This is a genomic window from Duganella sp. Dugasp56 (genome assembly GCF_047304105.1).
Lineage (GTDB): Bacteria > Pseudomonadota > Gammaproteobacteria > Burkholderiales > Burkholderiaceae_D > Rugamonas > Rugamonas hordei.
This window is the reverse complement of record NZ_JBGLYQ010000007.1, coordinates 1-17,532: the sequence shown is the minus strand read 5'-3', so window position 1 is coordinate 17,532 and position 17,532 is coordinate 1. Positions and strand designations below refer to the sequence as shown.

Below are 17,532 nucleotides of genomic sequence, written 5' to 3'. Positions count from 1 at the left end.
CGCCGTGCCCGCCATCCTAAACTATCTGATTCATCTTTTACTGGCCGCCGTGTTGCTGGCCGTGTTTTTCAAAGCCTACACATGGATGACGCCTTTTGACGAGGTTTTGCTGATACGCCAGGGGAATTTCGCGGCGGCGCTATCGCTGGGCGGGGCGTTGATAGGTTTTTCCATCACCATCGGTTCGGCACTGGTGCATACTGCCGATTACCGCGAGTTCTCCGCCTGGGCCTTCGGCGCGATGGTGGTGCAGATGCTGGCGTATGCGATCACGACCCGGGTGCTGAATATGTCGAAAGACCAGATCGAGGGCAACAACGCAGCGTTCGGCGGCCTGCTGGGCGCGATCTCCATTTCCATCGGCGTCATCAACGGCGCCTGCATTTCCTAATTTGCGTTTCCTAATTCAATGAGGATCACATCATGAGTCTCGGCAGCTTTATCAAGAAGCAGTTTATCGACGTACTGCAGTGGAACGAGGAAGTCGACGGCGTACTGGCCTGGCGTTATCCGATGCAGGACCAGGAGATCCAGAACGGCGGCGTGCTGGTGGTGCGCGAATCGCAGATGGCGGTGTTCGTCAACGAGGGCCAGATCGCCGACGTGTTCGGCCCCGGCACCCACAAGCTGACCACGCAAACCCTGCCGGTGCTGACCAACCTGAAAAACTGGGACAAGCTGTTCGACTCGCCGTTCAAGTCGGATGTCTATTATTTCAGCACCCGCGTGCAGACCGGCCGCAAATGGGGCACGCAGCAACCGATCACCATCCGCGACAAGGACTTCGACATGGTGCGCGTGCGCGCCTTCGGCATGTACTCGTACCGCGTGGCCGATCCGCGCCTGTTCTTCAAGGAGATCAGCGGCACCCGCGAAAGCTACACCCGCGACCAGGTCGAAGACCAGCTGCGCGGCATCCTGATGGCGACCATGGCCAGCTCGCTGGGCAGCGCGCAGGTGCCTTTCCTCGACATGGCGGCCAACCAGGCGCTGATGGCGCAGCAGGTCAAGGGCGACCTGGCGGCGGCGTTCGGCCGCTACGGCATCGGCCTTGACGAATTCAACGTCGCCAGCGTCAGCCTGCCGGAAGAACTGCAGGCCGCGCTGGACGAGCGCATCTCCGCCGGCATGAAAGGCGGCATGAGCGCCGACAAGATGGCCGGCTTCACCAAGTACCAGGTGGCCAGCGCGATTCCGCTGGCGGCGCAGAACGAAGGCGGCATGGCCGGCATCGGCGCCGGCCTGGGTGCCGGCGTCACGCTGGGACAGGTGATGGGCCAGGCGCTCGGCTCGACGCTGGCGCCGCAAGCCGCGCCGGCTGCGGCACCAGCAGCGCCGGCGGAAGATTCGATTGAAGCCCGCCTGGAAAAACTGAAAGGGCTGATGGACAAAGGCCTGATCTCGGCCGCCGACTACGACAGCACCAAGGCCGAACTGCTGAAAAAACTGATCGGCTAAGCGCGCTACATGCAAATCGTTTCCTGTCCCAGCTGCGGTGCGGAAGTCAAATTCCGCTCGCATGCCTCGGTCATGGCCGTCTGCGAGTATTGCAGCACCAGCGTGCTCAAGGACGCCGACTCGGTCAAGGATCTGGGCAAGATGTCGTCCGTGCTGGAGGACTACTCGCCGATCCAGATCGGCACGTCCGGCGTGTTGGGCGGACGGCCGTACAACGTGGTCGGCCGCATCCAGCTGCGCTATTCGGCCGGCATGTGGAACGAGTGGTATCTGCTGTTCGACGACGGCAAGACTTCGTGGCTGGGCGACTCGTCCGGCATGTACACCATCACCGCCGAGTACAAGGGCGAAGGCGAACTGCCGGCCTTCGAGCAGTTGCAGCCGGGCCGCAACTACGGCATCTTCGGCGCGCCCTACACCGCCGCCGAGATCCGCGTCGCCGATTGCATCGGCGGCCAGGGCGAGCTGCCGTTCAAGGTCGGCGAAGGCTACCAGGCCAGGGTGGCCGACTTCCGCCGCGGCGTGGAATTCATCACGCTCGATTATTCCGATGCGCCCCGCCCCGTAGTCTACACCGGCCTGGCCGTCACGCTGGAGAGCATGCAATGCCAGCTGCTGCGCGACGCCGACGCGATCCAGCGCGCGGCCGGCCGCTATCGCGGCAAGCTCGATGCGCTCGACTGCCCTTCCTGCGGCAGCGCCATCAAATACCTGCCGGGCGTGACGGCGACGCTGGTGTGCCCGGCCTGCCAGACGCAGATCGACGCGGCCAGTCCGGAAGCGCAAGTGCTGGCGGCGGGCGAACGCGTGACGCGCTACGAATCCTCGCTGGAGCTGGGCGCGACCGCCAAGATCAACAACCAGGACTTCACCATCATCGGCATGATGCGGCGCGCCGACGACGAAGGCACGGAATGGACCGAGTACCTGATGTACGGCACCCGCGCGGGCTTCTCGTGGCTGGTGGAGACGGACGAAGGCTGGTCCGGCGCCAACGTGATGTCCGAATGGCCGCTCTGGTATGCCCCCGGTTCGGAGCGGGTAACGGTGGACAAGGTGCAGTTTAACCGCCTCTATGACTACGGCTCGGTGGTGACCTTCGCTGCGGGCGCCTTCAACTGGCGCGTGGCGGTTGGCGACCGCACCCGGGTCGAGGAATTTTCGGCCGGCCAGCTGCGGCTCGCGTCCGAGACCACTGCGCAGGAAATGACGTGGTCGCGCTCTTCGCCGGTGCCGGCCGACCAACTGAAGGCCTGGTTCGGCAACCAGTTCAAGGGCCGTGTCGCGCCGTCCGCAGCCAAGGGCGGCAACGACAATCGCCGCTACCGCAACGCCGCCAAGTACATCATCTGGTTCATGCTGGCGATTAATGCGATCCCGCTGCTGATGAATTTTTCCGGCACCTGGTTCCTCAGCCTGATCGGCGCGGCGGCGATCTACCTGCCCGCGTGGTTTATGGATAACGACAGCAAATCATGAGCAAATTCTTCATCTACGCGATCATCGTCAGCGTCGTCACCTCGGGCAGCAGCTGGATGCGTGCCATGAGCGGCGGCAGCAACTACAACAGCGGCTACCGCGGAAGCACGTGGAGCTCGCATACCGGCGGCGGGGGCGGCAGCTATGGCGGCGGCTCCGGCGGCGGGGGCCACAAGTGAAACGCGAAGCGCTTCCCGGCGGCGCGGCCGCGGTCGTCCATGCGCCGTCCGGCACCCACGTGCTGGCCGACCTGAGCGGCATCGCTGCCGAAATATTAGGCAGCTGCGGCCAGCTGGAACAACTGCTGCGCACCGCCGCCCAAGCCGCGCATGCGCAGGTGCTGTTCAGCCATTTTCACGGCTTTGGCGAGGGATTGGGTGTGACGGGAGTGGTGCTGCTGGCCGAATCGCATATCTCGATTCATACTTGGCCGGAGTGCGGCTTTGCCGCCGCCGACATTTTCATGTGCGGCAGCGCCCAGCCGGAGTTAGCGCTTGCTATCATTGAAATGGCCTTGAAACCGGCTTCCAGCCAGATCAATACGATCAAGCGCGCGCCGCCTCAATAAACCCGCGCAGCGGCCTGGCTGGGCGACATGGGCTTCAGCGGGACCTCCACCGGCGCCAGTGCGGCCGTGGATGGAATGCCGGCCATATCCACGTGGCGCAGCGTGACGGTGATATTCGGCGGGTAGTCGAAGCCGGCGCCGGTGTTGCGGTCGACGATGTAGCCGATGCCACCACCCAGCAACAAGTTGCCCCAGACCGCCTTGTTCGACTTCGACACGACGGTGGCGTTGCCGACATAGCTGTCCTTCTTGCAGTCCACGGCCAGGTCGCCGGTGCTCTTGTGCACCATGACGCTGGCCGGGCTGGTCAGCGTCCAGCTGCCGGCGTCGTTGCTCAAGGTGCAGCCCAGGCCGGCGATTTCCTTGCCGTCCAAAACGGTCTGCAACGCCAGCGGCTGCATCTTCTCGCCGATCACCGAGGCGCAACCGGTCAGCGCCATGGCGCCCAACAAAGCGACTACCCTGCTCATGCGTTACCCCTATGAATTATTGTTTTACCAATCGCAATAGTCTTAACACAATAACCCAGCGGGGCACTAAACACAAAAAAATCATCAGGCCGCTTGGGCGGCGGCCAACTGGCTATCCTTTTCACCGGCGGCGACGGCGGCCGGCCGGCCCTGGACGCGGGCCACGTAATCGGCGATTTCCGGGCGTTTGGGCAGCAGATCGAACGCGCTCATCCAGCCCAGCGACGCGCCCCACAGCACATCGACGGCGCTGAACCTGTCGCCCAAAAGATACGGTCCCTTGGACAGCTGCGCCGTCATGGTGCTGAACATGTCGTCGAAATCGCCGTAGCCGCAGGCGGACTTGTCGACCGGCTCGCGCTTCATCCACCGGTCGATCACCGCGGGCTCGAAGCAGCTGCCGTAGAAAGCCATCCAGCGCAGGTAGGGGCCGCGCTCCGGATCGCCCAGCGGCGGCGCCAGTTTGGCGTCCGGGAACAGGTCGGCCAGGTACAGGTAGATCGCCACCTGCTCGGTGATGACGGCGTCGCCGTGGCGGAGCGCCGGCACCTTGCCCATCGGGTTGACGGCCAGGTAGGCGGCCTCGCGGTTCTCGCCCTTTTTCATGTTCATCACGTGCAGCTCGTAGGGCGCGTGCAGTTCTTCCAGCAAGGTCAGCACGCCGGTCGAGCGGGAATGCGGGCAGTGGTACAGCGTCAATTGTGGTGCCATGGTGGGTCTCCTTGAGTTGGTGAGGAAAGGCCACGATATCTCTTGCTATGATGACGGTCTTGTAAAAACGCGAACACACTATGGCGGATAGTTACAAAGGCGTGGTCAATCCCTCGGCGGTGGGCAAGGTCTTCCGGCTGGAGCGCTTCGCGCCCGCGTCCGACCTGGCGCCGTTCATCGAGTATTTCTGGCTGGTCGCGTGGCAGCTGCCCGACGGCGTGACGCACGTGCAGCGCACGCTGCCCTCGCCCTGCATCCACCTGGTGTTCGATGCGGGAAAGACGGCGGTGTTTGGCGTCATGACGGGCTCGTTCGAATACACGCTGCAAAACAGCGGACGCGTGCTGGGCGTGCGCTTCCGGCCGGGCGCGTTTCGCAGCTTCCTCGGACAGCCGGTACAGTCCATCACCAACCGTGAGTTGTCGCTGTCGTCGCTGTTCCACTGCGATGACGTTGAAGCCGAGCGCAGTGTGCTGGAGGCGCCGGACGACGCAGGCATGGTGGCGGCGGCCAGCACCGTGATCCGCCGCGCGCTGCCGCCGCCGGATGCGGAAATCGAGCGCATCGGCACCATCATGCAGACCGTCCAGCAGCATGCCGACATCACCCAGGTGCAGCAACTGGCGGACGTCACCGGCATCAGCGTGCGGCGGCTGCAGATACTGTTCAAGGAATACGTGGGCGCGACGCCCAAATGGGTCATCCGCCGCAACCGGCTGCTCGACGCGGCCGACCAGCTGGCCACCGGCACCGAGGTCGACCTCGCCTCGCTGGCGCAGGCGCTGGGTTATTACGACCAGTCCCACTTCACCACCGATTTCGAAAAACTGGTGGGCAAGCCGCCCGCCGACTACCGCCGCAGCTGCAAGGAGCAAGCATGATCCGTCGTTTCAAACAGGTGGACGTCTTCACCACCACGCCGTTCAAAGGCAATCCGCTGGCTGTGATACTCGACGCCGAAGGTCTCAGCGATGAGCAGATGCAGGCCATCGCCCGCTGGACCAATCTGTCGGAAACCACCTTCGTGCTGCCGGCCACCGATCCCGCCGCCGACTACCGCGTGCGCATCTTCACGACGGCGGAAGAGTTTTTATTCGCCGGCCATCCGACGCTGGGCACCGCCCACGCGCTGCTGGAGGCGGGACTGCAGCCCAAGACACCGGGCATGCTGATGCAGGAATGCGGCGTCGGCCTGGTGCCGGTGCGGATAGCCGCCGGCGGCGAACTGGCGTTCCGGGCACCGCCGGCGACGTTCGAGACGCTGGACGCCGGCCTGCTGCCGCTGCTGCGCACCGCGCTGGGCAGCGAGGCGCTGACCGAGAGCCAGCCGCCGGTTGCGGTCAACATGGGCATCTGCTGGCTGGTTGCACGGCTCGGCACGGCGGCAGATTGCATGGCGCTGGCGCCGGACGCCGCCGCGTTGCAGGAGTTGATGCGGTGCACGTCGAGCAACGGTGTGGCGGTCTACGGCCCGCATCCGTCCGGCGGCCCGGCGGACTACGAAGTGCGCGCGCTGTTCAAGGAACACGATGTGATGATCGAGGATCCCGTCACCGGCAGCGCCAACGCCTGCATCGCCCGCCTGCTGCCATCGGACCGGCCCTACGTGGCACGCCAGGGCACGGCGCTGGGCCGCGACGGCCGGGTCGCCGTCACCTACAGCGAAGGCGAGCCATGGATAGGCGGCAACGTAGTCACCGTCATCGACGGCAGCCTGCACTATTGACGGCGCCAACATCCGATGAGACACTGAACGCCCTACCAATCCACAGGAGACTAAAAAATGCGCCATCCAGACATTGACCTCCTGTCGGCTGCCTGACTACGTCGGGACTCCCTCTGTAGTGTGTTGATCCGCGCGTTCTCGCGCAGCTGACTTCCCGTATTTCGCCGCCCGTCGCGACACCGCGAAGGGCATCGTTCGCCCTAACGAAATCAGGAATCACACACATCATGATCGACATCGATTTTGAATCGCTGCGCCTTATCGGCTTGACGCAAACCATCGCCAGCCAGCTACACCTGTTGCACGACGCCCAAGCCGACGCCCGGCTGGTCCGCATCACCGAGATCCAGCGCGACTGGCTCACCGTCCACGACGGCCACGCCGAGTTCCGCGCACGCGTGCTGCCGGCGCTGCACGACGAAGCGCTGGCCGTCGGCGACTGGGTACTCAGCACCACGCTGGCGCACGACGAACGCTGGCTCAGCGCCCTGCTGCCGCCCACCACGCACATCGCCCGGCGCGGCAACGATGGCCGGCATCACAGCCTGGTCAGCAACGTCGACACCGCGCTGCTGGTGATGGGACTGGATCACGACTTCAACCCGCGCCGCCTGGAGCGCTATCTCGCCATCGTCAAGACAGCGGGCGTGGAGCCGGTAGTGGTGATGAGCAAGGCCGACATCGGCGGCGAGGTGGAACAGCGCATGGAGCTGCTGCGGCAGCGCCTGCCAGCCGGCATTCCGCTGCTGGCCATCAACACGCTCAGCGGCGACGACGCGGCCCAACTGGTGCCGTGGCTGGGCATCGGCCAGACGCTGGTGTTGCTGGGCTCTTCAGGCGCCGGCAAGTCCACGCTGACCAACACGCTGACGCTGGCCGCCCAGCAAACCGGCGGCGTGCGCAAGGGCGACGGACGCGGCCGGCATACGACCACGTCGCGCACGCTGCACCAATGCGCCGGCGGCGCCTGCATCATCGACACGCCGGGCCTGCGCAGCTGGCAGCCCGACGCCGACGAAGCGAGCCTCACCGCCGCCTTCGAAGATATCGACGCGCTGGCGGCACACTGCCAGTTCCGCGACTGCCGCCACAACAGCGAGCCCGGTTGCGCGGTACGCGGAGCGGTCGACGACGACCGGCTGCAGAACTATCACAAGCTGCTGCGCGAAGCCCGCCGCAGCCAGCAAACCCCGCTGGACCGCATCGCCGAAGTCGCCAAATGGAAAATCCTGAATCGTGCAGCCGCTGTCCGGTCCAGGGACAAACGACGTTAGCCGTAAATCATCGCACCGGCTTATTCAACGATACGCGCGTAGCTGATGACGTGATGGGCGAGCAGTTCCGACTGCTCGTTGAAACATTCGGCTGTGCCGTAGACGGTCCGCTTTCCAAGCTTCAGTACCCGCGCCACGCACACGATATCCTCCTGGCGGGCGCTGCGAAGAAATGCCGTTTTCATGTCCGACGTCACCCAGCGCTCGCTGGTGCCGCGTTGGGTCATGATGGCCAGCCACATGGCGACGTCGGCGGCCCCCATGATCGTCATGCCGCTGACGATGCCGCCCGGCCGCTCGAGCGTCGCGCTGAACGGGACGACGAGGGTGCATACCCCCTCCTCGCACGAACGCACCGAAAATCCATACGGCGCCAGGAACGCGGCTTCCGCCAACACAGCGTTCAGCTGCTCGACCGACGCAAGCAAAGGAGCCGTCATTGCGCACGCTCCGCATTCAGCCACGGCAACAAGGAAACGCTCCAGATATTCTGGCTGCCGTTGTCCCAGCGTTGGCTCCTTGCCAGATCGGCTTCCGCTTGCGCAAGAGTGCGCGGGAAGGGGACAGGTTCGCTGCGGTCTGTGCTGAAATACAAGGTACGATGGTCCGGACCTAGACGCGCCTCATTGGTATCGGTGGCGCCGCTACCGTTGACCGCCTTGCCCAGATCGATCGGCGTGCCCCAGCCGGTGCCGTGGCGAAACGCGATGAACAATCGCTCGTGCGCGTTCGGCCCCGGCAGCATCGAGCCGAAAACGATGAATGATTCATCCGGCGCCACGGCGGGATCGACATCCTGGGTACGGCTGTCGCCGAACGATTGCGCCACCGGCGCCAGATACTGGCCGTCACGGAACTGCGAGCGCCACAGACGGAACGGGGATTCCGCGCTGGTGCGCTCGATGAAATACAGGCTGCCGTCGCCGGCCACGCTTGGCGCCCATGTGCTGTCGCCGCGATTGACGTTGGCCGGCAGATGTACTGCCGCACCCCACCCGTCTCCTTGACGGTCGACGCGCCACAGGTTGCCCGAAGGCCCCTTCGACTCGCCCGGAAGCACCGGCCGGTTCGAGACAAACACCAGGAAGGAGCCGTCCGGCGCCATGCTGGGCTGCTGGTCCATCCACAGGCCGGAAAACGGAGCGATATGCGGTTGGCCCCAGCCGTCGCCGCTGCGTTGCGCGATCAGGATGGTGTTGTTGCGGGAGAAAACGACTGTATTGCCGTCGGGCGCAAAAGCCGGGTCGGCATCGTTGGCCGGACCGGAAATGACGCCCGGCGCAAAGATCTGCGGCGTTGCGGCCGGCAGCGGGCCGGTAGCCGCCCGCGCCGGCAGCGCCAGGACCAGCAGCGCGGCGACCATGCTGGCGCCCACGGACAAACAAGTTTGCATCGCTGAGTTCATGCGTTCCCCCGATCAAAGATCCGCAGCCAGAATAATCCCGCGCGCCGACAATAGCGATGGGAAAATGATGAACGGCACTTCCGCAGGGCGAACGGCAGCCAGTAGAACCAGATCGACTATACTGCCTTTATAGTCGATCGATGGAATCGGACATATGAGCAAGCAAGTCATACATCGTGATCCGGAGATTTATAGCGGCGCTACTGTTTTTGTTGGTACCCGTGTGCCGCTATCTTTCATGTTTGACTATTTGAAAGCGGGTGAGTCAATTGAGACGTTCATCGACCAATACCCATCCGTTTCCAGAGAGGCCGCGATTGCTGCGTTGCAGCTTGCAGGTCAACTAGCCGACAACCATGCGCGACTTGTATGCTGAGCTCAAGCAGGCTGCGCGCGACATACAGGCTGGACGAGTCAGGGTGGTCTATTCACCAATTATCGCAGCGCGAAAAAACACAGGTTTGTCACACGCGGAGTTCGCCGAACTCTTAGGCGTGTCTGTCCGCACCTTGCGCGACTGGGAGCAGGAAAGGAGACGGCCGAGCGGCGCCGCCTTGACGCTGCTGGCCATCGCTCGCGAAAACCCACAAGCCCTGCTAGCCGTCAAAGCCCGCACTGACGAAGCGGCGCAAAAATAAAGTCCGCCGGCGATGCGGTCCTGTTCAATGATTTCTGATTTCGTGACTTGTCAGCGCGCCGCGACTGTCGAAATAAAAATCCAATGTGTCGGGGTCGACAGGGGTCTGGCAAAAGCCCAAATAGTAGGAAATCTCAGCGCCATCACCGTGGTCAGGTTTGCCGATAATGGCGACCAGACTGCTCCTTGGCATACCGATCTGGACACGCTTTTTCAGCAAGTCGTTGACCATTGATCCCCGGACGCACGTGTCATCGTGTCCGCCGGCGTCGGCCCACCGTTTTTCGTCAAAATCCGCACCGGAGAACGGCGACGAAAAGACCGCCCACAACAGATACAGCACGAGCAGCGCCACTACGGCCAGGCAGGCGCGTTCGGCCGTCTTGTAAATCGAGGCAACAGTTTCTGTTTGCATGGGTAGCGTATAAAAAAGGCAGCCGAAGCTGCCTTTTTGCTGTGATGCCTTGCGTTGCTTAGTGCTTCGCGCGCAGTTTGGCGATGGCCGCCAGCTGGCCGATGGCCGCTGCCAGTTCGGCTTGCGCTTTCGCGTAGTCGATGCCGGAGCTGTTGTTGGCCAGCGCTTCTTCGGCACGTTTCTTGGCCGCTGCCGCTTTGGCTTCGTCCAGATCCTTGCCGCGAATCGCGGTGTCCGCCAGCACCGTCACGGCGTTCGGCTGCACTTCCAGCAGGCCGCCAGCGACGAAGACAAATTCTTCCTCAGCTTGACCTGGTACCTGGATGCGCACCGCGCCCGGACGGATGCGGGTGATCAGCGGCGTGTGCTTGGGATAGATCCCCAGCTCGCCCTGCTCGCCCGGCAACGCGACGAATTCGGCTTCGCCGGAGTAGATCAACTCCTCGGCGGAAACCACGTCAACGTGAATAGTATTTGCCATGTGTGTCCTGTCGGGTGGAACGCTCCCGCCTCACGGCAGGAGCGGTCTCAACAATTAGTTGAGTTTCTTGGCTTTTTCGATGGCTTCGTCGATCGTGCCAACCATGTAGAACGCTTGTTCCGGCAGGTGATCGAGTTCGCCGGAAGCGATCATTTTGAAGCCCTTGATCGTGTCCTTCAGCGAAACGTATTTACCTGGCGAACCGGTAAACACTTCAGCAACGTGGAACGGCTGCGACAGGAAACGCTGCATCTTACGTGCGCGCGCCACCAGCAGCTTGTCTTCCGGTGCCAGCTCGTCCATACCCAGAATCGCGATAATGTCGCGCAGTTCCTTGTAACGCTGCAGCGTACCCTGAACGGCGCGCGCGGTGTCGTAGTGCTCCTGGCCGACGACCAGCGGATCCAGCTGACGCGAGGTCGAGTCCAGCGGGTCCACCGCAGGGTAGATACCCAGCGAGGCGATGTCACGCGACAGCACGACGGTCGAATCCAGGTGACCGAAGGTGGTCGCTGGCGATGGGTCGGTCAAGTCATCCGCTGGAACGTAGACGGCCTGGATCGAGGTGATCGAACCGGTCTTGGTCGAGGTGATGCGCTCTTGCAGACGGCCCATTTCTTCGGCCAGGGTAGGCTGGTAACCCACTGCGGAAGGCATACGGCCCAGCAGTGCGGAGACTTCGGTACCGGCCAGCGTGAAGCGGTAGATGTTATCCACGAAGAACAGAACGTCCTTGCCTTCGTCACGGAACGATTCCGCGATGGTCAGGCCGGTCAGCGCGACGCGCAGACGGTTGCCTGGTGGTTCATTCATCTGGCCGTAGACCATCGCTACTTTCGAGTTGGCCGGGTTTTCCAGGTCAACCACTTTAGCGTCAGCCATTTCGTGGTAGAAGTCGTTACCTTCGCGGGTACGCTCACCAACGCCGGCGAACACGGACAGACCCGAGTGCGCCTTGGCGATGTTGTTGATCAGTTCCATCATGTTCACGGTCTTGCCCACACCTGCACCGCCGAACAGACCGACCTTACCGCCTTTTGCAAACGGGCAGACCAGGTCAATCACCTTGATGCCGGTTTCCAGCAGGTCCTGCGATGGCGACAGTTCGTCGTAGGCAGGAGGAGTGCGGTGGATCGAGGCGATCTGGTCGTGAGCGACCGGGCCGCATTCGTCGATCGGGTTGCCCAGCACGTCCATGATGCGACCCAGGGTAGCTTTACCCACTGGCACCATGATCGGCTTGCCGGTGTTCTGGATCATCATGCCGCGGCGCAGGCCGTCGGACGAGCCCAGCGCAATGGTACGGACTACGCCGTCGCCCAGCTGTTGTTGTACTTCCAGGGTCAGCTCGGAGCCTTCCATTTTCAAGGCATCAAATACCTTAGGCATCGCGTTGCGTGGAAACTCTACGTCCACCACAGCGCCGATACACTGAACGATTTTGCCATCAGCCATGTTCGTTCCTTCAAATATAGTTAAATTCGTTTAAACCGCTGCCGCACCGGCGACGATTTCGGAGAGTTCTTTGGTAATCGCAGCTTGACGGGTCTTGTTGTAGATCAGCTTCAATTCGCCGATCACACTGCCGGCGTTGTCGCTTGCCGACTTCATCGCCACCATGCGCGCCGATTGCTCGGACGCCAGGTTTTCCGCCACCGACTGGTACACCAGCGCTTCAACATAGCGCTCCAGCAGCTCATCAATCACGGTCGCAGCATCCGGCTCGTAGATGTAATCCCAGTTGTGATTACCCGCGTCGGCCTGCGTCTTGGCGGCTGGCAGTGGCAACAGTTGCTCCACTACCGGCTCTTGCTTCATCGTGTTAATGAACTTGGTGTAGCACAGGTAGACTGCGTCGACCTCGCCGTTCTGGAATTTCTCGAGCATGACCTTGACCGGTCCGATCAGTTTTTCCAGGTGCGGCGTGTCGCCGATCTGCGTTACTTGCGCAACGACAGGGACGCCTACGCGATTCAAAAACCCCAAACCTTTGTTACCGATAGCTACCGCGGCAATCTTGTTGCCGGCCGTTTCCAGCTCACGGGTTTTCGCCGTCACCATGCGCAGGATGTTGGTGTTCATGCCGCCGCACAGACCTTTGTCGGTGGTGACGATCACGAAGCCAACTGCCTTCGCCGTATCCTTTTGCTCTGTTGCCAGGAACGGGTGGGTGTATTCCGGATTTGCGGTAGCCAGATTGGCGGCGATATTGCGAATCTTTTCACTGTAGGGACGGGCGGCGCGCATGCGATCCTGCGCTTTGCGCATTTTCGATGCGGCGACCATTTCCATCGCCTTGGTGATCTTCTTCGTATTCTCTACGCTCTTGATCTTGCCACGTATCTCTTTGCCTACTGCCATGAGTCCTTACTCCTTCTGCGCGGAAGGCGGCCCGGGAATGAACCCGGGTCGCCGTTGTGCTTAAAATGCGCCGGATTTCTTGAAGTCAGCAACGGCGGCCGACAGCGTTGCTTCGCCGTCTTTGTCCAGTTGCTTCGACGATTCAATCTTGGACAGCAGGTCGGCTTGCTTGGTCTTCAGGTAAGCGTGCAGACCGGCTTCGAACGGCAGTACCTTCTTGACTGGCACATCATCCAGGAAGCCTTTGTTCACGGCGAACAGCGAAGCGGCCATCAGCGAGATCGACAGTGGCGAGTACTGAGCCTGCTTCAGCAGTTCGGTCACGCGGGCACCGCGGTCCAGCTGCTTGCGGGTCGACTCGTCCAGGTCGGAAGCGAACTGCGCGAACGCAGCCAGTTCACGGTACTGCGCCAAGTCGGTACGGATACCGCCGGACAGGTTTTTGATGACCTTGGTCTGAGCGGCGCCACCGACGCGCGACACCGAAATACCGGCGTTGATCGCAGGACGGATGCCCGAGTTGAACAGCGAGGTTTCCAGGAAGATTTGACCGTCGGTAATCGAAATCACGTTGGTCGGCACGAACGCCGAAACGTCGCCAGCCTGGGTTTCGATGATCGGCAGTGCGGTCAGCGAACCGGTCTTGCCGGTGACGGCGCCGTTGGTGAAGGCGGACACGTAGTCGGCGTTCACGCGGGCTGCGCGTTCCAGCAGGCGGCTGTGCAGGTAGAACACGTCGCCTGGATACGCTTCGCGGCCTGGTGGGCGGCGCAGCAGCAGCGAGATCTGACGGTAGGCGACGGCTTGCTTGGACAGGTCATCGTAGACGATCAGCGCGTCTTCGCCGCGGTCGCGGAAGTATTCGCCCATGGTGCAGCCCGAGTAGGCCGAGATGTACTGCATCGCTGCCGATTCGGCGGCCGATGCGGCAACAACGATGGTGTACTCCAGCGCGCCGTGCTGTTCCAGCGAACGCACGATGTTCTTGATCGTCGAGGCTTTCTGACCGATAGCCACGTAGATGCAGGTCATGCCCTGGCCTTTTTGGTTGATGATCGCATCAACCGCCACGGCGGACTTACCGGTTTGACGGTCGCCAATGATCAGCTCGCGCTGACCACGGCCGATCGGCACCATCGCGTCGATCGATTTCAGACCGGTCTGCATCGGCTGCGAGACGGACTCACGGGCGATAACGCCTGGAGCGATCTTTTCGATAGGCGAGGTCAGCTTGGCGTCGATGGCGCCTTTGCCGTCGATCGGCTGGCCCAGGGCGTTGACCACGCGGCCACGCAGTTCAGGACCGACCGGCACTTCCAGGATGCGGCCGGTGCACTTGACCGTGTCGCCTTCGGAGATGTGCTCGTAAGCGCCCAGGATCACGGCGCCGACGGAGTCACGCTCCAGGTTCATCGCCAGACCAAAGGTGTTGCCAGGGAATTCCAGCATTTCGCCCTGCATCACTTCCGACAGGCCGTGAATGCGGACGATACCGTCGGCGACGGAAATAACCGTGCCTTGGTTGCGTACTTCAGCGCCGCCATCAAGGCCTTCGATACGGCTCTTGATCAGCTCGCTGATTTCAGATGGGTTGAGTTGCATACTAACTCCTAAAAGTGTTTCTCTCAGCTTGCGCGAGATGAAGAATCTGTTCTAAGCGACGCTTATGCGACCAGTGCGACACGCATTTGCTGCAGCTTGGCGCGGACCGAAGTGTCCAGCACTTCATCGCCAACGACCACGCGCACGCCACCGATCAACGCTGGATCCACGGTCACTACCGGGTTCAGCTTACGGCTGAATTTCTTTTCCAGCGTGGCGACCAGCTCGCTCACTTGAGCCGCGCTCAGGTCGAAGGCGCTGGTGATCTCGGCGTCTGCCGCACCTTCCTTGGCGTTTTTCAACGCCTGGAATTGCGTGCCGATTTCCGGCAGCAGACTGATGCGGCCGTTGTCGACCAGCATCGCCAGGAAGTTTTTCGCTTCCGTGTTCAACGGCGACTTGACCAATGCCGTAATGGCGGCGCTCACATCGCTAGCCGAAGCTTTCGGGTTGCGGGCGAATGCTTGCACCTCGGGGTGGGCACCGATCTGGGCCAGTTCGGCCACCAGTTCGGACCACGCCGCGAGGTTGAACGATTCCTTACCTGCTTGGGCTACGCGGAACAAAGCTTCCGCGTAGGGACGGGCGACGGTTGCGTTTTCTGCCATGATTACAGCTCGACAGACAGGCGCGACAACAGATCGGCGTGGGCCGAGGCGTTGACTTCGCGCTTGAGGATTTGCTCGGCGCCCTTCACAGCCAGGTCAGCCACCTGAGCGCGCAGCGCTTCGCGCGCCTTGGCCAGTTGCTGATCGGCGTCGGCCTTGGCTTGCGCAATGATGCGGTTCGCTTCGGCTTGTGCATTAGCTTTGATTTCTTCGGCGACCAGTTGCGCGCGCTTTTCAGCGTCGGCAACGCGTTGCGAAGCTTCTTCGCGTGCACCTGCCAGCGCTTCGCTGGCGCGCTTCTCAGCGACCACCATCGCTTGCTGGCCTTGGTCGGCCGCAGCCAGACCGTCAGCGATACGCTTGGCACGCTCATCCAACGCTGCATTCAGCGATGGAAATACGAACTTCATCGAAACCCAGACCAACACCGCGAAGGTGATCATCTGACCGATGAGAGACATATTGATGTCCATACCTTTGCTCCTAACTAAAAGTTTCTCCTAGAAGGGAGCGAATTACTTGCCAGCAGCAGCGATAACGGCGGCCAGGAATGGGTTGCTGAAGGTGTACAGCAGAGCAACACCGACGCCGATCATCGAGATCGCGTCCAGCAGACCAGCGATAACGAACAGCTTGGTTTGCAGTTGTGGCATCAGTTCTGGTTGACGAGCCGAGGCTTCCAGGAATTTGCCGCCCAGAATTGCGAAACCGAGTGCGGTGCCGATTGCGGCCAGGCCGATGATGATTGCTGCGGCCAGAACGGTCATGCCTTGTACTTGTGCGATCAGAGCTTGCATTGAATTTCTCCTAAGATTTTAAAAAAGACTACGATACTGAAAAGTTAAAAACGATTTGTTGCTTAGTGCTTCTCAACCGCGAGGCTCAGATACACGACAGTCAACGCCATAAACACAAACGCTTGCAGGGTCACCACCAGGATGTGGAAGATGACCCAAGGACCACCCAGCAGCCACTGCGCCCACCATGGCAGCAGAGCGATCAGAATGAACAGCAGCTCACCGGCGTACATATTGCCGAAGAGTCGCAGCGACAGCGACAGTGGCTTAGCCAGCAACTCGATCATCTGGAAGATGAAGTTGACCGGAGCCAGCACGACGGCCATGAAGCCATGGGCGTGGAAGGGGGCGGTCAGCAACTCTTTACCCCAGCCGCCGAGACCTTTGGCTTTGATCGAGAAACCAATAATGCACAGCATGACGCCGAACGACATGCCGAAAGTGTGGTTGACGTCCGCGGTCGGCACGACTCGCAGCTTGTGGACGCCAAAGTAGCCAAGCAGCTTGGGCAGCAGATCGACCGGCAGGAAGTCCATCGCGTTCATCAGCCAAACCCAGCAGAAGATCGTGATGGCCAGCGGCGCGATGACCTTGCTCTTGGCGTGGAATGCGGAATTGACCACCTCGTTGACCAGCTCCATGACGGCTTCGACGAAGTTTTGCAGCTTGCCCGGCACGCCGGCGGTCGCCTTGCGCGACGCCATGTAGAACACGCCGAGGAAGATCAGGCCCAGAATGGCCGAAACCCAGAACGTGTCCAGGTTGAAGGTTGCGTCAGCATTTTTGAGATGGCTCAAGTGGTGCTGGATGTACTCGATGGAAGTCGGCGCCTCGTGGACTGCCTCAACAGCGTTTTCTGTGGTCATAAAAGTATTAGATTTTGGTGATTAAACTGCGAGCAGTGAGAACCAGTAAGCCAAGGTTGCCACCGCGAAACCCAAGATCAGCCATAACCATGAGGCCGACTGAAACAGCGCTAGTGCCAACACGAACAGCACTACCGTGATAAATATTTTCACTACTTCGGCGCGCACATGCGCCCGGAAAGCTTTTTTGGCGTCATTTGTTCCGCCCGCAACAATCATCGCGTACATCAGACTCCCGATGACTGCGATTGCTCCGCCATAGGCGGCCGACCAAGCTTTGAGTACTCCGCCCAAGTTCCAGGCGAGCAAGGCGAATCCAGTGACGATGGCCAACTGGAGGGCGACGACTTTAAAAATCGGCTTGGAAATACTCGTCGAATCACTCACTTGGCGAGCTCCCAAAAAGCCGATAAAACCCAAAGACACGGGATTATATGTGTCTTTACTGTATCACGTCAAACATTGCTGCACCGCAGCAGAGCAATTGGTGCACGAAAGAGACGCTTTTATAAACATTTCCACCCTCTTTGCACCAAGTTGGAACCAGTTAAGCGTTTTCATGTTTTGTTGATGGTTTGTCAAATCACCACGTCACTTCGGGGTCAGATTGAGGAACCCCGGGTTTCATGGACACTCTAACAGAGGTCAGCATGCCTCGGGAGGATAGCCATGGA

At 61.3% G+C, this 17,532-nt stretch carries 24 protein-coding genes; 10 read left to right on the top strand and 14 right to left on the bottom strand.

Annotated elements, in window-relative coordinates:
- Nucleotides 1–4 precede the first annotated feature (4 nt).
- From ACCD07_RS06205 to speD, 5 genes are read left to right on the top strand one after another with little or no spacing between them, the layout of a single operon-like run.
- Entirely contained in the window at nt 5–391 is a 387-nt protein-coding gene (locus ACCD07_RS06205; RefSeq protein ID WP_176653192.1) for a DUF350 domain-containing protein, read from the top strand.
- Nucleotides 392–423: 32 nt separating this feature from the next.
- Nucleotides 424–1,458 (top strand): SPFH domain-containing protein, encoded by a 1,035-nt coding sequence (locus tag ACCD07_RS06200; RefSeq protein ID WP_176653193.1) that lies wholly within the window; start codon nt 424–426, stop codon nt 1,456–1,458.
- Between the two features lie 9 nt (nt 1,459–1,467).
- Complete coding sequence (locus ACCD07_RS06195; protein WP_413446811.1) at nt 1,468–2,937, top strand: DUF4178 domain-containing protein; 1,470 nt, start codon at nt 1,468–1,470, stop codon at nt 2,935–2,937.
- On the top strand, nt 2,934–3,116 hold the full coding sequence (locus ACCD07_RS06190; RefSeq protein WP_176653195.1) for a hypothetical protein: 183 nt from the start codon (nt 2,934–2,936) through the stop codon (nt 3,114–3,116). The genes ACCD07_RS06195 and ACCD07_RS06190 overlap by 4 nt, the downstream gene beginning before the upstream one ends.
- Nucleotides 3,113–3,505, top strand: coding sequence for an adenosylmethionine decarboxylase (gene speD, locus ACCD07_RS06185; RefSeq protein ID WP_413446810.1), 393 nt, complete (start codon nt 3,113–3,115; stop codon nt 3,503–3,505). Before ACCD07_RS06190 ends, speD begins: the two co-directional genes overlap by 4 nt.
- Here the strand turns inward: speD and ACCD07_RS06180 are convergent.
- Both ACCD07_RS06180 and ACCD07_RS06175 read right to left on the bottom strand, forming a co-directional pair.
- Nucleotides 3,499–3,975 carry a hypothetical protein gene (locus ACCD07_RS06180; RefSeq protein ID WP_353401841.1) on the bottom strand — a complete coding sequence of 159 codons (477 nt, stop codon included), beginning with the start codon at nt 3,973–3,975 and terminating at the stop codon, nt 3,499–3,501. The genes speD and ACCD07_RS06180 overlap by 7 nt on opposite strands.
- A gap of 84 nt (nt 3,976–4,059) precedes the next feature.
- Complete coding sequence (locus ACCD07_RS06175) at nt 4,060–4,686, bottom strand: glutathione S-transferase family protein (protein ID WP_413446809.1); 627 nt, start codon at nt 4,684–4,686, stop codon at nt 4,060–4,062.
- An 80-nt stretch (nt 4,687–4,766) separates the two neighbouring features.
- On the opposite strand from ACCD07_RS06175, the gene ACCD07_RS06170 reads away from it, so the two are divergent.
- From ACCD07_RS06170 to rsgA, 3 genes are all read left to right on the top strand, one after another.
- Complete coding sequence (locus ACCD07_RS06170) at nt 4,767–5,567, top strand: AraC family transcriptional regulator (RefSeq protein ID WP_413446808.1); 801 nt, start codon at nt 4,767–4,769, stop codon at nt 5,565–5,567.
- Entirely contained in the window at nt 5,564–6,412 is an 849-nt protein-coding gene (locus ACCD07_RS06165) for a PhzF family phenazine biosynthesis protein (protein ID WP_413446807.1), read from the top strand. Before ACCD07_RS06170 ends, ACCD07_RS06165 begins: the two co-directional genes overlap by 4 nt.
- 227 nt (nt 6,413–6,639) lie before the next feature.
- The gene (rsgA, locus tag ACCD07_RS06160; RefSeq protein WP_413446806.1) at nt 6,640–7,686 is read left to right on the top strand and encodes a ribosome small subunit-dependent GTPase A; all 1,047 of its coding nucleotides are present in this window, start codon (nt 6,640–6,642) and stop codon (nt 7,684–7,686) included.
- A gap of 20 nt (nt 7,687–7,706) precedes the next feature.
- On the opposite strand, the gene ACCD07_RS06155 is transcribed toward rsgA, so the two are convergent.
- Nucleotides 7,707–8,126, bottom strand: a complete 420-nt coding sequence (locus ACCD07_RS06155; RefSeq protein WP_413446805.1) for a PaaI family thioesterase — start codon at nt 8,124–8,126, stop codon at nt 7,707–7,709.
- Nucleotides 8,123–9,079, bottom strand: a complete 957-nt coding sequence (locus ACCD07_RS06150; protein WP_413446804.1) for a TolB family protein — start codon at nt 9,077–9,079, stop codon at nt 8,123–8,125. Before ACCD07_RS06150 ends, ACCD07_RS06155 begins: the two co-directional genes overlap by 4 nt.
- A 166-nt stretch (nt 9,080–9,245) precedes the next feature.
- Here ACCD07_RS06150 and ACCD07_RS06145 point away from each other — a divergent pair, with 166 nt between their 5' ends.
- Both ACCD07_RS06145 and ACCD07_RS06140 read left to right on the top strand, forming a co-directional pair.
- Nucleotides 9,246–9,467: a DUF433 domain-containing protein gene (locus ACCD07_RS06145; RefSeq protein WP_413446803.1), complete on the top strand. Its 222-nt coding sequence runs from the start codon at nt 9,246–9,248 to the stop codon at nt 9,465–9,467.
- Entirely contained in the window at nt 9,448–9,729 is a 282-nt protein-coding gene (locus ACCD07_RS06140) for a helix-turn-helix domain-containing protein (RefSeq protein ID WP_413446802.1), read from the top strand. Before ACCD07_RS06145 ends, ACCD07_RS06140 begins: the two co-directional genes overlap by 20 nt.
- A 24-nt stretch (nt 9,730–9,753) precedes the next feature.
- Here the strand turns inward: ACCD07_RS06140 and ACCD07_RS06135 are convergent, their stop codons facing one another.
- From ACCD07_RS06135 to ACCD07_RS06090, 10 genes are all read right to left on the bottom strand, one after another.
- The gene (locus ACCD07_RS06135; protein WP_413446801.1) at nt 9,754–10,143 is read right to left on the bottom strand and encodes a hypothetical protein; all 390 of its coding nucleotides are present in this window, start codon (nt 10,141–10,143) and stop codon (nt 9,754–9,756) included.
- Between the two features lie 58 nt (nt 10,144–10,201).
- Nucleotides 10,202–10,624 (bottom strand): F0F1 ATP synthase subunit epsilon, encoded by a 423-nt coding sequence (locus tag ACCD07_RS06130; protein ID WP_176653204.1) that lies wholly within the window; start codon nt 10,622–10,624, stop codon nt 10,202–10,204.
- Between the two features lie 54 nt (nt 10,625–10,678).
- Nucleotides 10,679–12,079: a F0F1 ATP synthase subunit beta gene (atpD, locus tag ACCD07_RS06125; protein WP_152807971.1), complete on the bottom strand. Its 1,401-nt coding sequence runs from the start codon at nt 12,077–12,079 to the stop codon at nt 10,679–10,681.
- Between the two features lie 30 nt (nt 12,080–12,109).
- The gene (atpG, locus tag ACCD07_RS06120; protein WP_176653205.1) at nt 12,110–12,985 is read right to left on the bottom strand and encodes a F0F1 ATP synthase subunit gamma; all 876 of its coding nucleotides are present in this window, start codon (nt 12,983–12,985) and stop codon (nt 12,110–12,112) included.
- Between the two features lie 60 nt (nt 12,986–13,045).
- A complete protein-coding gene (atpA, locus tag ACCD07_RS06115) occupies nt 13,046–14,587 on the bottom strand; it encodes a F0F1 ATP synthase subunit alpha (RefSeq protein WP_176653206.1) in 1,542 nt (513 codons plus the stop codon).
- A 62-nt stretch (nt 14,588–14,649) separates the two neighbouring features.
- A complete protein-coding gene (locus ACCD07_RS06110; protein WP_176653207.1) occupies nt 14,650–15,195 on the bottom strand; it encodes a F0F1 ATP synthase subunit delta in 546 nt (181 codons plus the stop codon).
- A 2-nt stretch (nt 15,196–15,197) separates the two neighbouring features.
- Complete coding sequence (locus ACCD07_RS06105) at nt 15,198–15,668, bottom strand: F0F1 ATP synthase subunit B (RefSeq protein ID WP_176653208.1); 471 nt, start codon at nt 15,666–15,668, stop codon at nt 15,198–15,200.
- Between the two features lie 42 nt (nt 15,669–15,710).
- On the bottom strand, nt 15,711–15,980 hold the full coding sequence (gene atpE, locus ACCD07_RS06100) for a F0F1 ATP synthase subunit C (protein ID WP_342742472.1): 270 nt from the start codon (nt 15,978–15,980) through the stop codon (nt 15,711–15,713).
- Between the two features lie 74 nt (nt 15,981–16,054).
- Entirely contained in the window at nt 16,055–16,858 is an 804-nt protein-coding gene (atpB, locus tag ACCD07_RS06095; protein WP_176653209.1) for a F0F1 ATP synthase subunit A, read from the bottom strand.
- Nucleotides 16,859–16,879: 21 nt separating this feature from the next.
- Nucleotides 16,880–17,245: an ATP synthase subunit I gene (locus ACCD07_RS06090; protein WP_413446800.1), complete on the bottom strand. Its 366-nt coding sequence runs from the start codon at nt 17,243–17,245 to the stop codon at nt 16,880–16,882.
- Nucleotides 17,246–17,532: the final 287 nt, after the last annotated feature.

Excerpts from the sequence above, each read along its gene's own strand:
- ACCD07_RS06180 (WP_353401841.1), bottom strand. The coding sequence starts at position 3,975 with ATGAGCAGGGTAGTCGCTTTGTTGGGCGCCATGGCGCTGACCGGTTGC.
- atpG (WP_176653205.1), bottom strand. The coding sequence starts at position 12,985 with ATGGCAGTAGGCAAAGAGATACGTGGCAAGATCAAGAGCGTAGAGAAT.
- ACCD07_RS06145 (WP_413446803.1), top strand. The coding sequence starts at position 9,246 with ATGAGCAAGCAAGTCATACATCGTGATCCGGAGATTTATAGCGGCGCT.
- ACCD07_RS06135 (WP_413446801.1), bottom strand. The coding sequence starts at position 10,143 with ATGCAAACAGAAACTGTTGCCTCGATTTACAAGACGGCCGAACGCGCC.
- ACCD07_RS06110 (WP_176653207.1), bottom strand. The coding sequence starts at position 15,195 with ATGGCAGAAAACGCAACCGTCGCCCGTCCCTACGCGGAAGCTTTGTTC.
- ACCD07_RS06105 (WP_176653208.1), bottom strand. The coding sequence starts at position 15,668 with ATGGACATCAATATGTCTCTCATCGGTCAGATGATCACCTTCGCGGTG.
- ACCD07_RS06140 (WP_413446802.1), top strand. The coding sequence starts at position 9,448 with ATGCGCGACTTGTATGCTGAGCTCAAGCAGGCTGCGCGCGACATACAG.
- atpA (WP_176653206.1), bottom strand. The coding sequence starts at position 14,587 with ATGCAACTCAACCCATCTGAAATCAGCGAGCTGATCAAGAGCCGTATC.
- ACCD07_RS06195 (WP_413446811.1), top strand. The coding sequence starts at position 1,468 with ATGCAAATCGTTTCCTGTCCCAGCTGCGGTGCGGAAGTCAAATTCCGC.
- ACCD07_RS06130 (WP_176653204.1), bottom strand. The coding sequence starts at position 10,624 with ATGGCAAATACTATTCACGTTGACGTGGTTTCCGCCGAGGAGTTGATC.
- rsgA (WP_413446806.1), top strand. The coding sequence starts at position 6,640 with ATGATCGACATCGATTTTGAATCGCTGCGCCTTATCGGCTTGACGCAA.
- atpB (WP_176653209.1), bottom strand. The coding sequence starts at position 16,858 with ATGACCACAGAAAACGCTGTTGAGGCAGTCCACGAGGCGCCGACTTCC.
- ACCD07_RS06175 (WP_413446809.1), bottom strand. The coding sequence starts at position 4,686 with ATGGCACCACAATTGACGCTGTACCACTGCCCGCATTCCCGCTCGACC.
- ACCD07_RS06200 (WP_176653193.1), top strand. The coding sequence starts at position 424 with ATGAGTCTCGGCAGCTTTATCAAGAAGCAGTTTATCGACGTACTGCAG.
- ACCD07_RS06150 (WP_413446804.1), bottom strand. The coding sequence starts at position 9,079 with ATGCAAACTTGTTTGTCCGTGGGCGCCAGCATGGTCGCCGCGCTGCTG.
- ACCD07_RS06165 (WP_413446807.1), top strand. The coding sequence starts at position 5,564 with ATGATCCGTCGTTTCAAACAGGTGGACGTCTTCACCACCACGCCGTTC.
- ACCD07_RS06190 (WP_176653195.1), top strand. The coding sequence starts at position 2,934 with ATGAGCAAATTCTTCATCTACGCGATCATCGTCAGCGTCGTCACCTCG.
- ACCD07_RS06170 (WP_413446808.1), top strand. The coding sequence starts at position 4,767 with ATGGCGGATAGTTACAAAGGCGTGGTCAATCCCTCGGCGGTGGGCAAG.
- ACCD07_RS06155 (WP_413446805.1), bottom strand. The coding sequence starts at position 8,126 with ATGACGGCTCCTTTGCTTGCGTCGGTCGAGCAGCTGAACGCTGTGTTG.
- atpD (WP_152807971.1), bottom strand. The coding sequence starts at position 12,079 with ATGGCTGATGGCAAAATCGTTCAGTGTATCGGCGCTGTGGTGGACGTA.